11 protein-coding genes and 1 pseudogene are annotated in these 16,012 nt (G+C 63.0%); 7 read left to right on the forward strand and 5 right to left on the reverse strand.

The features are described from left to right. Positions 1-1,847, forward strand: a 1,847-nt coding sequence (locus tag Q0K62_RS06180) for an alpha-galactosidase (RefSeq protein WP_297317105.1), incomplete at its 5' end; no start/stop codon positions are given. Between the two features lie 46 nt (positions 1,848-1,893). Continuing rightward, on the forward strand, positions 1,894-3,549 hold the full coding sequence (locus Q0K62_RS06185) for a glycoside hydrolase family 36 protein (protein WP_297317106.1): 1,656 nt from the start codon (positions 1,894-1,896) through the stop codon (positions 3,547-3,549). A 159-nt stretch (positions 3,550-3,708) separates the two neighbouring features. On the opposite strand, the gene Q0K62_RS06190 is transcribed toward Q0K62_RS06185, so the two are convergent. Continuing rightward, a complete protein-coding gene (locus tag Q0K62_RS06190) occupies positions 3,709-6,468 on the reverse strand; it encodes a phosphoenolpyruvate carboxylase (RefSeq protein ID WP_297317107.1) in 2,760 nt (919 codons plus the stop codon). Positions 6,469-6,799: 331 nt separating this feature from the next. On the opposite strand from Q0K62_RS06190, the gene Q0K62_RS06195 reads away from it, so the two are divergent. Then, the gene (locus Q0K62_RS06195; protein ID WP_297317108.1) at positions 6,800-8,704 is read left to right on the forward strand and encodes a threonine/serine exporter family protein; all 1,905 of its coding nucleotides are present in this window, start codon (positions 6,800-6,802) and stop codon (positions 8,702-8,704) included. Positions 8,705-8,798: 94 nt separating this feature from the next. Here Q0K62_RS06195 and trpS read toward each other — a convergent pair whose 3' ends face one another. Then, on the reverse strand, positions 8,799-9,890 hold the full coding sequence (trpS, locus tag Q0K62_RS06200) for a tryptophan--tRNA ligase (RefSeq protein WP_297317109.1): 1,092 nt from the start codon (positions 9,888-9,890) through the stop codon (positions 8,799-8,801). A 152-nt stretch (positions 9,891-10,042) separates the two neighbouring features. On the opposite strand from trpS, the pseudogene Q0K62_RS06205 reads away from it, so the two are divergent. After that, positions 10,043-10,420, forward strand: a pseudogene (locus Q0K62_RS06205) (DUF3073 domain-containing protein); the annotation flags it as partial. Between the two features lie 471 nt (positions 10,421-10,891). Here the strand turns inward: Q0K62_RS06205 and Q0K62_RS06210 are convergent. Continuing rightward, positions 10,892-11,320 carry a sterol carrier family protein gene (locus tag Q0K62_RS06210; protein WP_297317110.1) on the reverse strand — a complete coding sequence of 143 codons (429 nt, stop codon included), beginning with the start codon at positions 11,318-11,320 and terminating at the stop codon, positions 10,892-10,894. Between the two features lie 215 nt (positions 11,321-11,535). Next, positions 11,536-11,763 (reverse strand): hypothetical protein, encoded by a 228-nt coding sequence (locus Q0K62_RS06215; RefSeq protein ID WP_297317111.1) that lies wholly within the window; start codon positions 11,761-11,763, stop codon positions 11,536-11,538. Between the two features lie 247 nt (positions 11,764-12,010). On the opposite strand from Q0K62_RS06215, the gene Q0K62_RS06220 reads away from it, so the two are divergent. Then, positions 12,011-12,784, forward strand: a complete 774-nt coding sequence (locus Q0K62_RS06220; RefSeq protein ID WP_297317112.1) for a rhomboid family intramembrane serine protease — start codon at positions 12,011-12,013, stop codon at positions 12,782-12,784. A gap of 412 nt (positions 12,785-13,196) precedes the next feature. Here Q0K62_RS06220 and crgA read toward each other — a convergent pair whose 3' ends face one another. After that, complete coding sequence (gene crgA / locus Q0K62_RS06225) at positions 13,197-13,802, reverse strand: cell division protein CrgA (protein ID WP_297317113.1); 606 nt, start codon at positions 13,800-13,802, stop codon at positions 13,197-13,199. An 88-nt stretch (positions 13,803-13,890) separates the two neighbouring features. Between crgA and Q0K62_RS06230 the strand changes: the two genes are divergently transcribed. Both Q0K62_RS06230 and Q0K62_RS06235 read left to right on the forward strand, forming a co-directional pair. Next, a complete protein-coding gene (locus Q0K62_RS06230; RefSeq protein WP_297317114.1) occupies positions 13,891-14,643 on the forward strand; it encodes a DUF881 domain-containing protein in 753 nt (250 codons plus the stop codon). Then, positions 14,640-15,767 (forward strand): class E sortase, encoded by a 1,128-nt coding sequence (locus Q0K62_RS06235; protein ID WP_297317115.1) that lies wholly within the window; start codon positions 14,640-14,642, stop codon positions 15,765-15,767. Before Q0K62_RS06230 ends, Q0K62_RS06235 begins: the two co-directional genes overlap by 4 nt. Positions 15,768-16,012 lie beyond the last annotated feature (245 nt).

Raw genomic sequence — 16,012 nt, forward strand, 5'->3', positions numbered from 1 at the left:
TGGTCGAGGGCAGGCCCGAGCAAACCGCTGATTCATTGACCATCCTTGCCCGGGATGAGGATGCCCAGCTGGGTCTTGAGACCAGGGTCGAGGCCATGGCCGGGGGATCCCTGCGGATTCGGCACACCCTGCGTAACCTGGGCGTCGACCCCTTCCTGGTGGAGGGGCTGGAGGTCCGTCTACCCCTGGACGATGAGCAGACCCAGATTCTGGACTTCGCCGGTCGGCATGAGCGGGAGCGCAGTCCCCAGCGTCATGACCTGGCAGACGGGGCCTGGGTGCGTGAGTTCCGCTGGGGCCGTACCGGGTTCGAGGGGCCCGTGGTCATGGTCGGCACTCCGGGATTCAATTTCCATCATGGGCGGGTCCTCTGCGTACAGCCGGCCTGGAGCGGCAACACCGTGCTCAGGGTGGACAGGAACAGCGCCACCCCGGCCGGTGTCAGCGCCGGTGAACTCCTCCTGCCCGGCGAGGTGGTCCTGACCGAGGGGCAGGAATACAGTACGCCCTGGATCGTGGTCACGGCCTCCGATCATGGCATGGATCCGGTGATGAACAGCCTGCATGACTGGGAGCGTACCCTGCCCGGGCACCCCCGCGAGCAGCCGGTCATTCTGAACGTATGGGAGGCCATCACCTTCGATCATGATTTGGATACCCTGCGCGACCTGGCAGACCGTGCCGCCCGGATAGGTGCGGAGCGCCTGGTGCTGGACGACGGCTGGTTCCACCTCCGTCGCGATGACACGGCAGGTCTTGGCGACTGGTGGGTCGACCCGGCGGTGTGGCCCAAGGGACTGGGGCCATTAGTTGAATATGTCCATGATTTGGGGATGCAGTTCGGCCTCTGGTTCGAACCTGAGATGATCAACCCGGATTCCGACGCCTACCGTGCCCATCCCGAATGGGTCATGCGGGCCTCCTCCAGGAACCCTGAACTTCAACGCAATCAACTGGTCCTGGATCTGACCAACCCTGAGGCCTTCGACCATGTGCTGGAAGCCATGACCAAGGTTCTGCAGACCTACCAGATCGACTATGTCAAGTGGGATCATAACCGTGACCTACTCGAGGGCGGTGCCCAGGCCAGGGGAGGTGCCCCGGCCGTCCATGGACAGACCCTGGCCTACTACCGCCTTCTGGATACCCTCCGACAACGCTTCCCCCGGGTGGAGTGGGAGTCCTGTGCCTCGGGCGGCGGCCGCATCGACCTGGACGTGATTGGGAAGATCAGGCGCTTCTGGACATCCGACATGACCGATGCCCTGAGCAGGCAGATGATCCAGCGCTGGACGGAGCAGACCGTGGCCCCTGAGTATATCGGGGCACACATCTCCCAGCCCTCCTCACAACAGACCGGCAGGACCTACAGCCTGGACTTCCGGGCGGCAACGGCCGCCTTTGGGTCCATGGGCATCGAATGGGACATCCGTAAGGCCAGCGATGAGGATCTGGAAGGGCTCAAGGCATGGATCGCCTGGTACAAGGCCAATCGTGGTCTCCTCCATTCCGGTCGCGTAATCCGTCTCGACCTGGCCGACCCCTCGGTCCTGGCCCACGGCGTGGTGGCCGCCGATCGCAGCCGTGCCATACTGGCCCACGTCCAGATGGACGAATCCCTGCATAACCGTGGCGTCTACCTACGCGTCCCCGGTTTGGACCCTGAGGCCCGTTACCGGCTCGCCTGGACCGGCCCAGCTAAACCACGGGCCTCCCTGGAGGCCCTGGACCCGATAGGTCCATTGGGTTTATCCGAAGTCACCGGCACCTACCTGGAGCGTGTGGGCATCCGCATACCTCGCTGCCAGCCCGAGACCATCCGTCTGATCGACATTGTCCGGGTCTGAGCCGCCATCATCAACCCTCTCGATAAAGGTGAAGGAGTACTGAACCATGAACCCAATGAGCCTTATCCTGGGAGCGCCTGACTGGATTACCCTGAGGACCGACACCGACAGCGAAACGGTGTCGGGTGGCAGGCCCTTCCACATGGCTCCCGATGCAAGGGTCGGTCTGAAACCACACTCCGAGCAGGCCGATGCGTCCTCCGTAACGGTCTGCCTGACTGCCGGCTCAACGCCAGTCCGGTCCCTGAGCCTGCGCTGGACCAGGGCCATGGCGGCCGAGGACCTCTACCTGGGTGATGCCTGGGAGCGTGGCTACGGCCGCATGGCTTTCCAGACCATGCGCGCCAACCGGTTCATGCCCTGGTACCTCCTGGCCGCGGGCGAGGAGGACGCCGACGGGTATGGGGTGGCCACCGGTGCCAATGCCTTCTGCTTCTGGCAGGTCGACACCGCCGGGATCACCCTCGTCCTGGACCTGCGCAATGGGGGCGCAGGCCTGGTCCTGGACGGGCGGGAGCTTGAAGTCGCCACCATCGTCAGCCTGCGGTATCCGCTCCAGGAACGTGAGGGCGATCAGGTCTTCGCGGTGGCCAGGGACTTCTGTTCAAGGCTCTGCCCGAACGGCCTGATGCCTTCGGAGCCGGTCTACGGAAGCAACAACTGGTACTACGCCTATGGGGACTCCAGCCGCTCCCAGATCCTTGGCGATGCCTCATACCTGGCCACCCTGACCCGGGGCAGCACAAACCGCCCGACCATGGTCATCGACGACGGCTGGCAGGATCACCACAGGCTTGAGGACTACAACGGGGGGCCCTGGCGGCGCGGCAACGATACATTCGGTGATATGGGCGACCTGGCCGATGAAATCAAGGCCATGGGGGTCAAACCCGGTATCTGGTTCAGGCCCCTCCTGAACGAGGATGAGGGGATTCCCGACCAGTGGAGGCTCTGCCACAACGGGTGTCTGGACCCATCCCATCCGCAGGCGCTGGACTACATCCGTCAGGACATCGCCACGCTGGGGGAGTGGGGGTACCAGCTGGTCAAGCATGATTTCAGCACCTTCGACCTTCTTGGCCGGTGGGGTTTTGAGATGAACCCCTGGCCGAGTCCGGACGGCTGGCACTTCCACGACCGGAGCCTGACCAGCGCCCAGGTGGTCAAGAAGCTCTACGGGGCCATCTTCGAGGAGGCTTCGAAGACCGGGATGCTGGTTCAGGGGTGCAATGTGGTCGGCCACCTGGGTACCGGCTTCATGCAGATCAACCGCACGGGCGACGATACCAGTGGCCTGCAGTGGGAGCGGACCAGGCAGATCGGAGTCAACACCCTGGCCTTCCGCCTGCCCCAGGACGGGACCTTCTTTGCCGCCGACGCCGACTGTGTGGGCATATCCGACACGATCGACTGGGAGCTCAACCGGCAGTGGATGGACCTGGTGGCCCGGACCGGCACCCCACTCTTCTTCTCGGCACGCCCCGGCAGCCTGACACCGGTCCAGGAGGACCAGCTCAGGCAGGCTCTGGCCATGGCCTCATCCGGTGGCACCCATGCCATCCCGACCGACTGGCTGGCCAATGACTGCCCCGAGATCTGGTCTGATGACAGCGGTACCCACCGCTACTCCTGGTACCAGTCGGCCGGGCTGGAGTTCACGGACCGTCCGGAACGCTACGACGGGTACCTCTCCGCCATCTAGGGCGCACGTGGAGGCGGCTACCGCATAGCGACCTTCTCTCGCCTTTCTGGTCCCAAGTTCACTTGGAAACCTGATTCGGATTCGCGCAGAACGACCTGTGGCCCCGTCCCAGCGCATCAGCTTTGGGACGGGGCCACAGGCTTTCGGGGAATCGGGGCATCAGCCGGTGTTCTGGAGACCGGCGGCGACACCTGAAACGGTGCAGAGGATCAGGTAGATGAAGTCGGCCTGCTGGCTGGAGCTGAGCTCCTCCTTGTCGTTGCGGCGGCGCAGGGCGCGCAGGGCGCGGACCTGGGTGACCGAGAGGGCGTCCACATAGGGGGAGCGGATGCGGATGGCCTGACCCAGCACGTGGCGGTGCTGGAGGGGCCATTCGTCGCCCACGATCTGCAGGACCCACTTGCGGGTCAGCTCCATCTCGCCCAGCACCTTCTGGCTCAGGTCGTCGCGGTCGCCCAGGGCCAGGTACATCTTGGCGATGCGCTCGTCCGTCTTGGCCAGGCTCATCTCGATGTTGTCGATGAAGGTGCTGAAGAGGGGCCATTCCTCGTAGGCCTGGCGCAGGGTGTCCAGGTCGCCGAACTCCTCGCAGGCCGTTCCCAGGCCGTACCAGGCGGCCAGGTTGATGCGGGCCTGTGCCCAGGAGAAGACCCAGGGTATGGTGCGCAGGTCGTCCAGGGACTTGGCGCCCAGGCCTCGCTTGGCCGGGCGGGAGCCGATGGGGAGCAGACCGATCTCGTTCAGGGGGGTCACGATGGAGAACCAGGGGGCGAAGTCGGGGGTGTGGAGCAGATCCAGGAAGCGCTTGTGGGCCGAATCATCCATCCTGGCGGCCATGTCCGCATACTTCTCGGTCATGGTCGTGTTGCGTTCCTCGACGCTGGGGGCCGACTGGAGCAGGGTGGCTGCGGCCACGGACTCGATGTGGCGGATGGCCAGTACCGGGTTGCCGTAGCGGGCGAAGATGACCTCGCCCTGCTCGGTGAGCTTGAAACGGCAGTTCACGGAGCCCACCGGCTGGGCCAGGACGGCCCTGTTGGCGGGGCCGCCACCTCGACCCACCGCGCCGCCGCGGCCGTGGAAGAGGGTCAGGTCGATGTCGTGGCTCCGGGCCCACTTGGCGATCCGTTCCTGGGCGGAATGGAGGGCCAGGGTGGCCGAGACCGGTCCGGCGTCCTTGGAGGAGTCGGAGTACCCCAGCATGACCTCCATCTTGCCGCCGGTCTCCTTGAGCCGTGCCTGGACCTCGGGGATCTTGATGACCTCCTCCAGGACGTCCACCGAGTTCTGGAGGTCCTCCAGCTGCTCGAAGAGGGGGATCACGTCGATGACGGGAACATCTTCGGCATGCTCGAAGGCCAGGCGGTTCAGCTCATAGACGTCCTTGACGTTCTGGGCCGACTTGGTGAAGGAGATGATGTAGCGACGGGCGGCCTTCTGCCCGTTGCGCTTCTGGATGGCGCCCAGGGCACGGAAGGTGTCAAGGACCTCGTGGGTCATGGGCTGGAGCTCGCCGCGCTCGCCGTGCAGGCCGTGCTCACGGATGTCCTCCAGGGCACGGGCGTGGACCAGGGAGTGCTGGCGGAACTCCATCTCGACCATGTGGAAGCCGAAGGTCTGGGCCTGCCAGATCAGGTCCTGGAGGGGGCCATAGGCCTGACGGACGGCCCCGGCCTTGGCCAGGGAGTCCTGAACCACCTTCAGGTCGGCGATGAAGTCGTCGCAGCTGCGGTACATCAGGTCGGCATCACGCTGGATGGTGGCGGTCAGCCTGTCGGCGATGACCAGGACCACGGCCCGGTGCAGTTCCCTGTGGGAGATGACCTGGGCGCGATCGGTCAGGCGCTCGCTCATCTCCTTCTGGTGGCTCCACAGGCTCCGCAGCTCGCTGCTGGGCGGGGTGGTGGTCACCTCCATGGTCATGTTGCGGCCGACCGTGGCGGTGGCCTCCTGCAGGGCTTTGAGCATGTGGTCGGAGAACTTCCGGGCCACCTTGCGTGAGACCTTGGCCGTCACGTTCGGGTTGCCGTCCCTGTCGGAGCCGATCCAGCTGCCGGGGTGGAAGAAGGCGGGGCAGACGGGCTTGACCGTGCCGGCCTTCTTGCCCAGCATCCAGTCGTCGAAACGGCGGTAGACCCGGGGAATGGTATCGAAAAGCGTGGCATCGAAGATGTCGAGGATGGTGTCCGACTCCTCCACGGGGGTGGGTTTCTTGGCCGCGATGGGGGAGGTGCGGAAGAGGGCGTCGATCTCGTTGTGGAGCAGGCGTTCGTTCTCCTCCTGCTCGGACCCGCCCAGACCGCGGCGGACGGCCAACAGGTTGGCGATGCGGCGGATCTTGCCCTCGACGGCCTTGCGCCTCGCCTCGGTGGGGTGTGCGGTGAAGACCGGATGGAACTCCAGCTTCTCCAGGAGCTCCGAGGCCTTGGCCGGGCCCGTCTCCTGGAGGAGCTGGCTGTAGGCGCTGGTCATCTCGTTGATGGGGTCGGTGCCCTTGACCTCCAGATCGACCTTGCTCTCGCGCTCATGCAGGACGCGCACCCGGTAGTTCTCCTCGCAGAGGTTGGCCAGGTGGAAGTATGTGGTCAGCGCCCGGGCCAGGAGCTGGGAGTCCTTCATGGATGTGTCGTCGATCAGGGCGACCGCCTTGGCCAGCCCGTCCTCGTCGGGCAGGGGGTCCGAGGGATGCCTGTTGAAGTGTTCGGCGCTGGCGGTCATGACATCCTCGCGCAGCGAATCGAACCTCTTGAGCAGGTCCTGATCGAATTCCCCCAGAACATCCCGGAGCAGTCGCAGGCACAATGCCATGTCCTCGCCCAATGACCGGGGGAGGTGACGTTCCTCCGGGCCCTTCGTACCGGTGCCGGATGTGACCAGGGTCGCATCCGCCGCCGTGATTTGCTGATTACTATCTGTCATCAGTCCTCCTTGCCGAATCTCCGGTTGCCTGGTCATCAACCATTCCGCGGCACCTCCGCGGTTATTGGTGGTCGGCGTTGCAGGCCCACAGCCTTCGAGTCAGCGGCTCGGCTTCATTCTAGGCCGCCTGTGGCATATTTCCGTTACATCATCGACTCGGCATTTCCGTTGCATCCCGTCAGGGGGTCCGTGCCCTCCCCTCGGCCGCACGGAATGGGCCCCAAGGTCCATGGACGGATGGTGAAAGCGGATCTGCCCGACATGCGGGCAAGTGCCGCGGATGATGGGACGGCTGGTCGGTTATGACGCGGTTGTGTGGCCTGAGTGGAGTATGAATGTAAGGGTGAAAATCAAGAGCAGCAGATCGGCCGACCGCAACCCTGGCAGAACGGCGGCGGGCGCCAACAGGGTCAGCAAGTACCACACCCACTCCATCCCCTTGGATATGGAAGACATCGAACGGGACTATGACAAGCCCATCGTCGACGCCTGCATAGCGGCCAAGACCAGCCTCATCGTCCGGGTGGGGATGCTGGAGCTGGGGGCGGGGACCGGAAGCTTCCGGGTGCGGCAGATGATGCACCGGATCGCCTACCCGATGGGAATCCACGTCCGGGCCGATGTGAACCTGACGGACATCGAGGCCTCCTGCACGGATGGTGCATCACGGATCACCGAGGTGGTCGACCTGCCAACCACCGGTGTCAACACGGAGCGGATCTGGCTCCTGGAGCACTTCGCCGACTGGCTCAGCGTCAACTGTGGGCAGAGCAGCACCTATCACGCCATGCCGGCGGTTTCCAAGGAGCTGGTCGAGAACCTGGATGACCCCCATGTCTATGCGGCTGCCCGAAAGGCCATCAAGGACCTCCTGGCCCATGACGCCGAGGCGGCCAAGGCCCTGAAAGAGGCCGCGGCAACAGCGGTGGAGAACCAGGACCAGATAAGCCAGAGCCGCATCGAGGCCGCCCGGATGGACACCATGACGGCCGTCGGGTTGGGTGCCGTCGGAACCCATGGGAGCCATGACCACGGTGGGAACGAGACCGAAGCGCCGGACCCGGATGAAGGATGCCAGGAGCAGACCGGGAAGTCCGGGTCATCCGAAAGGGACGCTGTGACCGAGCCTGGCGGGAAGGCCAAGGAGGCAGGGACCGAGGTTGACGGGAAGAAGCGGACCGGAACCGACGGCGCCGGGAAGAACCAGGTCCCTCGGTCCGCGCCGCACTCTCAAACCGACAACAGGGGGGTCACCGTTCGCCAGGCTCATGAGCGCCTGAATCTGATAGAGCGCCGCAAACCGTTGTATTCCGCCGTGTTCTCGGGATTCGCCGCAGCCGTGGCCTGCTCGGCCTTCGTCTTCCTCTTGGGGGGCGGCCCCTTCGACATGGCGGGTGCCTTTGTCGGGGCAGGGGTCGGCCAGTGGGTCCGTCGCCAGATGCTTGGCCGCAGGATCAACCAGTTCTTCGCAACTGGTGTCTCGGTCATCATCGCAGCCCTGGCCTGTGTGGGCACCCTGCGCCTGGTCGGTTTCTTCGACCCGGTGGCCCTGAAGCACGACACCGCCTATATCGGGGCCATTCTCTATGTCATTCCCGGCTTCCCCCTGGTCACCGGCGGGCTGGATATAGCCAAGCTCGACTTCCCCTCGGGGGTGCAACGCATCACCTACGCCTTCTCGATCATCCTGGTCGCCACCCTGGGAGGCTGGGCCGTGGCCAGGATGGTCATGCTCAACCCGCAGGGGTTCGAACCCATGGCGCTGAATGCCTGGGTCCTGGCCGGGCTCCGCCTGGTCGCAGCCTTCTGTGGGGTCTGGGGATTCTCGGTTCTCTTCAACTCGCCCCAACGCATGGCCCTGGTCGCGGCGATCATCGGGGCCCTGACCGACACGATGCGCCTGGAGATGCAGGATCTGCTCAACGTGCCTCCCGAGATGGGCGCCTTCCTGGGTGCCTTCATGGCCGGCATCCTGGCCACGGTCTGGCGGTCATCGGTCCGTCATGGCTACCTGCCGCCGGATTTGGGCTACCCCCGGATCAGCCTGACCGTGCCCTCCATCGTCATCATGGTGCCGGGCCTCTATATGTACCGGGCCATGTTCTACCTGGGGCAGTTCAATACGCTGAACGCGCTGGATTGGGCCTTCCGGGCCTTCATGGTCATCATCTGCCTGCCGATTGGTCTGGTTATGGCCAGGGTCCTGACGGACAGGTCCTGGCGTTACGACATATGAGGGCAGGGCCTACCCCCGGTTGTAACCGGCTTCGTAGGCCCTGAGTTTCAGGAGGTGCGGTATTCCTGGAGCGTCGCTCTCGGTACCGGCCTGCTCAGTACTTCATTCCCATGGCCGAGCGGACCTGGTCCAGGGTCTCCTCGGCGACCTGGTCGGCCTTGCTGTTCCCCTCGGCCAGTACATCGTGGATGTAATCCATGTCCTCGGCCAGCTCTGCCCTGCGCTCGCGGTGGGGGGCCAGGAAGGTGTTGACCGACTCGGTCACATAGGCCTTGAGGGCGCCTGCTCCGGAATCACCGATCTCCTCGGCGATCTCTTTGGGGTCACGACCGGTCACCAGGCCGGCCGTGGTCAGCAGGGCGGAGACCTGGGGGCGGTTGATCGGGTCGAAGGTGATCCTCCGCTCGGAATCGGTGGGGGACTTCCTGATCAGCTTGGCGGTCTCTTCGGCGGTGGCGCCCAGCATGATGGAGTTTCCATACGACTTGCTCATCTTGCGTCCGTCCAGGCCGGGAATCTCGGGGGCATCCGAGAGGATGGCGGCCGGTTCGGGGAAGATGGTCCTGCCGCCTGCGTAGCGCTCATTGAAGCGGCGGGCGATGGTCCGGGTCAGTTCCACGTGGGGCAGGTTGTCCTTGCCGATCGGAACCACATTGGCCTTGCAGAAAAGGATGTCGCAGGCCTGATGGACAGGGTAGGTCAGCAGAAGACCAGTCAGGGCATGGCCACTGGCCTCCATCTCGGACTTGACCGTGGGGTTGCGGTGGAGTTCGGCCTCGGTGACCAGGGAGAGGAAGGGGAGCATGAGCTGGTTCTCGGCCGGGGTGGCCGAATGGGTGAAGATCATCGTCTTCGCGGGGTCGATGCCTGCGGCCAGATAGTCCAGAACCAGGTTGAGGACATTGTCCTTCATGTGCTCGGTGGTGTCGCGGTCGGTGATGACCTGGTAGTCGGCTATGACGATGTTGGTGTGGACCCCCCGGTCCTGCATCTCGACCCGTTCCTTGATCGAGCCGAAGTAATGGCCCAGATGGAGACGGCCGGTGGGTCTGTCGCCGGTCAGCATCGTATATTGGCCGGGGTTCTCCTCCAGCTTGGACAGGGTCTGGTCCGACAGTTTCTTGGCGGTCCTGAAGCTCTCGCTGATTTCGTTTCCCGCCGCTGTGACCTGCTCTTCGCTCTGCATGGAACCGCCCTTGTCGAAATGCCGAAATGCCCTTGGAAATTGCTTTTATCGTAAAAGTCCGAGTAGACAAGATGTGCAGGTGGTAATCTCGTAGGTAATGCAAACTTACATTCATGGTGCCTAAGTGCACGTTACCTGGCGAAGGGGGTCGGATGGGCCGCGGACGTCAGAAGGCTAAGCAAACGAAAATAGCCCGTAAGCTCAAATATCTGACAACTGATACGGATTATGACGAGCTGGCCAAGGAATTGAGCGGCAAGGAACCCGGCGAAGAGCACACCGACCCATTTACGATGGTCGAGGCTGAATACGGCCGTGCGGGTTCATCCAAGAACACCTCCAAGGAATCCGATCCGGCCGATACCCCTGATTCGCCTGATACGGCTGTTGCAGAGCCCGCTCCTGTGGACGATGATCTGGATGATTATGCCCGTTGGGCTGCCGAGGCGGCGGCCAAGGCGACGTCCGGCGAGATGCCGGTGACTCCCAAGCCCCACAAGCGCATACCCATTCCCGTTCCCAGCATCCTGGGGCATCATGCCCCCAAGCATGTCCCGGCTGCGAAGTCCAAGGCTGCGAAGTCCGAGGGCAAGTCCGCGTCAAAGGTGGCCACGGCGGCCAAGGGCACTAAGGGCATCAAGGCCACCAGTGCCAAAGCGGCGGCCCCCAAGACGTCCGAATCCAAGTCGACCGCAGGCAAGGCCTCTTCCAGGGCATCCGGTTCCAGATCGGCGGCCGCCAAGACTGTTTCCAAGGCTTCGACCAAGTCCGGTACCGGTACATCATCCCCAACCAAGTCTGCTGCGGGCAAGAAGGTCACGGCTGTCAAGGCTCCCGCCAAGACGGCCTCAGCCAGGGAATCCGGTGCGAAGAAGACCGGCTCCAAGAAGACCAGATGAGCCAGTGCCTCCAAGGTTTCAAGGGTCCACGTCTTTCCTGGCGTAAACCCTCAGTCGTTTCGGATTTCGGATGATTCACTCGGGGACAGCGGTGGGTGAGAATCAGACCAGAGGGAGCAGCTCGTGCAGGTCATCGCGTTCGCCGACGGCACTGATGTGGCCGGCCTCCCGCTCCTCATTCCATCGGGTCACCCCTGCGGCCAGGCGTAGCCAGACTTCAGGGTCCAGTTCAATCACATCTGGCGGGGTCAGGTTATGGGGGTCCGAGGCCGGGCCATCCAAAATCTTGACGGCTCCCCAGGGGGCCACCCTGACCTCTACTCCCGGCCCCGGGGCCTTGATCTCCAGCATGTGCAACGAGTAGCGTACGGCCATGGCAACCTGACGGCGGGGGACCTTCGGATTGATGGTCATCCGTGCGGTCGCATCATCGGGGTCGTCCAGGGCCTGCTCGGCCTCCTTGGCCAGATCTCGCCAGGACAGGAAGTCCCGACGGCCCTCGACCACGTCCTCTTTTCGTATGGCGCTCATGCCTCTATTGTGGCGCGATGAGGAAACCGGCGTGTCATCCCGCTTCTCCCGGCATGGTGGATTCCTGCAGGACAGGTTTCATGCGCCCTGGCAGAGGGTATGAAAAAGGGAACCTGTTGCCCTCGCGCATGCAGCCGAAGCCATCAATCATCCTATTGAGATGAATGGGTGGACGTGCATGGCGCTGGGTCAGGCTCCCTTCCGACCGGAACGGTTCAGGCCTCGGTTCCCTCCTGGAGAGGGGAATCGGTGTCCGTGGACTCCTCACCCTCATCCTTGGCCAGGCCCAGGTCAACCGGCGATGAGCTGTTCTCCCAGGGCTCCTCCCAGGGATCGTAATCCGGGTTCTGCTGCTTGTATACGAACAGAGCGACAACGCCGGCCAGCAGCGTGCCGAAGAGCAGTGCAAAGAACTTCCAGCCGTTTGAAGATTTATTCTCCATGTTTGGCTCCTTTCGACGACGATATGTCGGTCTTGCCCAGATTGGCCGACTTGCTCACCATTCTAGTGGATGGAGGAGAACGGTTGTGGCGACGGGCCGATTGAAGCACGGAAAGAGCACACGGGAGGCGGCGCCAGGCCGTTCAGATGGCCGATCCTCCAGCATGCCTGATGAGGAAGGGAATGGGTTGCCACCACGATCTCGGTGTCGGCGGATGGGGTGGCGGGAGCCGGGGTAGAGTGGGCACATGGTCAACGGCAACTACACCAATCCGGGAGGCTCAGGCAGGGGGTCCGGCGGACCCCTGACCTACATGCGCAGGCGGTGGGGCGATGACCTGCCCTTGGTGACCATATGGATCACCCTGATCTGCGTCCTGGTCTGGCTGGTGCAGATGGCCGCCTACCTATTCAGGTCGCAGAACTACCTGTTCGTCCTGGTCAACCAGCTGGCATTCGCCCCGGCCCTGGCCCTGCGGCACCCGTGGACCTTCGTCACTTCCATGTTCATGCACTCCACCAACGTGACGCACATCCTCTTCAACATGATCACCCTATGGGTGGTGGGGCCCGTGCTGGAGCGTTCCCTGGGGCGGTGGCGCTTTCTGGCCCTCTACCTCCTGAGCGGGCTCGGCGGCGATCTGGGCATGATGGTCTACGCCTTCCTGGTGCCGAACGGGTGGAACATCTCGGCCATCGGCGCATCCGGGGCCCTCTTCGGACTCTTCGGTGCCATCCTGGTGATCTACCGACGCATGGGGATGGACATCCGGTCCATGGTGGTCTGGATGGTCATCAACTTCTGCATGCCCCTTGTCGTGCCGGGGATCGCCTGGCAGGATCATGTGGGCGGCTTCCTTATCGGTCTCCTCTGTATGGTGGCCCTCGACCGCATCGCCGGTCGGGCCAGGAGCGCGAGGTCCTTCACAATCCGGTGGGTCGGCATCACGGTGGTCTTCCTGGTGGTCATCACCGCCCTGGTGCTGCTCTGCAATGCGACCAACCCCATGCCTCCCATGTGAGGTGTATCCCCGCCGACTGTCGAGGCTGTCCCCGTGGCGGATGTCATGGTTGCTGTGCAGGCGGTGAGTGATGCAGGAGGAGGGTGTACGGCATCGGTGTGGTTCTCCACCTGTAAATAACAAGCGTGTAAGCTATCCACAATTGTTGATAAAAGTGTGGATAAGCTGCGTATAAGTATCGGAATCTGGTGCATATGCCAGGTGGAAATGTGGATAAGTCCTTTGGGTTTTGCCTATATAGAGCGGTTTCCTAGGCTTATCCATCTATGTGCGATCACCGAAAGGAAAAATGTGGATAAGTCGGACGTCCAGAGCGTGGATATGGATTCCCGCATCGGCACCTGGGTACAGAAAACCCCGGACCGCCTATCCACATGACAGCGGTTCCGGGGTTTCGGAAGGATGACTTGACTCAGTGCCACCACATGGTCATCAGGAATCCGACCAGGAGGATGCCGAAGCCCACCGCCAGGTTCCAGTTGCCGATCCTGGGGATCGGATAGACGTTGCCACGGGTGGAGGAGATGTAGTAGACCACAATCCAGATCAGGCCCAGCAGCATCAGGGTCACGAAGAGGGGGACGAACCAGCGCGGGTTGGCCTTGGTGCCCTTGATGGTGTCCTCCACGCGCTTGGTGTTCTCCTCCTGGCGCTGGACGATGCGACGCATCTGGGGGGTCATGTGCTTCTTGTCGACGCTCTGGTTGAGGACGGCCTCGACCTTGTCCATGGACAGGCCGAACTCATCCTCGTCCATATCCTCATCGGAATCTCTATTCTCAGACGTCCTGGAGTCATTTTCCCTGGACTCAACAGATTCCTGCTTCTTGGACTCGCGGGACTTCCCGGTCCCCTGGGCCTCGGAATCCTTGGACTCATCAGCCGTGGCGTCTCTGGTTTCCTCCGACTTGTCGGATGCAGACTTGGACGTGGGCTCCTCGGTCTCAACGGCCTCCCCGGCCTTGACAGGTTCCTCGTCCACCGCCTCGTCCTTGTCATGGAGCTGATGCTCTGCCATGAGAATATTCTCCTTCATTTGGTCTACTAAGACATAGTAGCGGTTAGACTCGAACGTAATACTATCGCAGATGGGAATGAGGGGTGCAATGGCCAGGAGGACGGGCAGGCACGGTGCTCGAAGGTCCCTGATAGGTACCTTGTCGGTGGCTGTCATCCTGGCATTGGTCGGGTACATGCTGGTTGTGAACATCCGTGTCAACCGGACCGTGACCGTCACCTCCGATACGGCGGGCCTGGTCGAGGAACGCGAGAGCAAGGTCGCGGACCTGCGCCAGGACATCAACTCCATGAGCAACCAGATCAACGCCCTGAAGAGCCTGACGGACGACAGGGACGGGTCCAATTCCGGTGAGGATGCCGGGGCGGGTACGGTTCTCAAGGCCGTTCAGGGTCCCGGGCTGACGGTGACCCTGAATGATTCCCCCCTCTGGCAGCAGAAGGTGGGACAGGACGGTTCGGCGGCCAATATCAACGATTACGTGATTCACCAACAGGACGTGGAGAGTGTTGTTAACGCCCTCTGGGCCGGTGGGGCCGAATCCATGCAGATCCAGGACCAGCGGGTACTGCCCACCTCGGCCGTGCGCTGCGTAGGCAATGTGCTCCTCCTGCATGGCAGGAAGTACTCGCCGCCATATAAAATCGCTGCCATAGGTCCGACCGACAGAATGAACAAGGCCCTCAATGATTCACCATCGATCAAGGTCTATAAGGAGTATGTGAATACGCTGGGCCTGGGATGGAAGGTGGAGAATTCCGACAACCTCAGATTTGCCGAGGCTACGGCAGTGCTCCAGCCCCTCCAATACGCATCGGTGGATGAGAAAGCGCAGCAATGACATCAGAAGAGCCAGAAAACAAGGACGCCGTTGACCCGGGTCGGGAAACCGGTCGGGAGCCCGAAAGGGGCCGTAGCAGGCTGGTCTCGGCGGCGGAGGTCCTGGGGGAGCTGCTGATAACCCTGGCTGTCCTCTGTGCACTCTATGTGGTCTGGCAGCTCTGGTGGACGGGTGTCCAGTCGGAGCACCGGCAAATCGAGACCCGTGAATCCTCCGCATGGAGCAAGCCCGCCTCCGGTGATACCAAGCGTGTCGCCCCGCCCCAGGGTGGTGAGCCTCCGGTCGAGCCCAGGTCGGCCTCCGAAGGCGACCTGATGGCCCAGCTCTACATTCCGCGTTTCGGCGAACACTGGGAGCGCAACGTGGTCCAGGGCACCTCACCCTCCCAGCTGGCCTACGCAGGCCTGGGACATTACCCCAACACGCAGATGCCGGGCGAGGTCGGCAATGTGGCCCTGGCCGGTCACCGTGCCGGATATGGTGAGCCGCTGGCCCATGTGGATGAATTCAAGGTCGGCGACGCCATCGTGCTGCGGACCAAGGATTACTGGTACGTGTATCACTACACCTCCTACAGGATCGTCCTGCCCGACCAGGTCGACGTGATTGCCCCCAATCCCGAGAACCCGACCGGTCCGGCCACCAAGAGGATGATCACCCTGACCACCTGCGAGCCCAAGTATTCCACGGCCACCCACCGCTGGATCAGCTGGGGGGAGTTCGACTATTGGGCCAAGGTCTCCGATGGCGTACCCAAGGAGCTCATGGGCGACAAGGGGGCCGATGTGGTCTTCGCCCAACGGGCCTCGACCCCCCTGGCCAAGGTCGGCTCCCTACAGAACGTGATCCTGGCACTGGTTGCGGCCTACCTGGTCATCTACCTGGCGGCCCTGATCGCATGGCGCTATCCGGTCCTTCGTGAGATCAGGGAGGGCACCAGGCCCCGTCCGGTGGCCAGCATCTATGGTTGGCTCCTGCGTCACCAATCCGGCATAGCACCGATTCGTTGGATTCTGATGATCCTTCTCGTCCTGGTCGTCGCCTGTGCCCTGCTGGAATGGGGCTTCCCGTGGCTGGCGACCAATGTGCCCTTCCTCAGGCAGATGTCCAACTACGCAGTCTGAATCCTGACGCGGTATGAGCCCGGGGCCCGCCAGCTGTTGAATGAAGCCGGGGTCCCGGGCTCATGCATGGATGCTGTTGGGGTCCGTTCCTTTGCCGCATGCCGACTCGAGATGGCCCCTCCGCTCTCGGAGATACGGAACCCTACTTGACGGTCTGCTGTTCGCGGGTCACTTTCCTTTCTTCTGATGGTGGGTAACAGGCAGCCGCCCCACAACGCAGGTTGTGGGGCGGCTGCCTGTTCATG

The sequence above is a fragment of the uncultured Bifidobacterium sp. genome, assembly GCF_945269915.1.
In the GTDB taxonomy this organism is placed as follows: Bacteria; Actinomycetota; Actinomycetes; order Actinomycetales; family Bifidobacteriaceae; genus Bombiscardovia; species Bombiscardovia indica.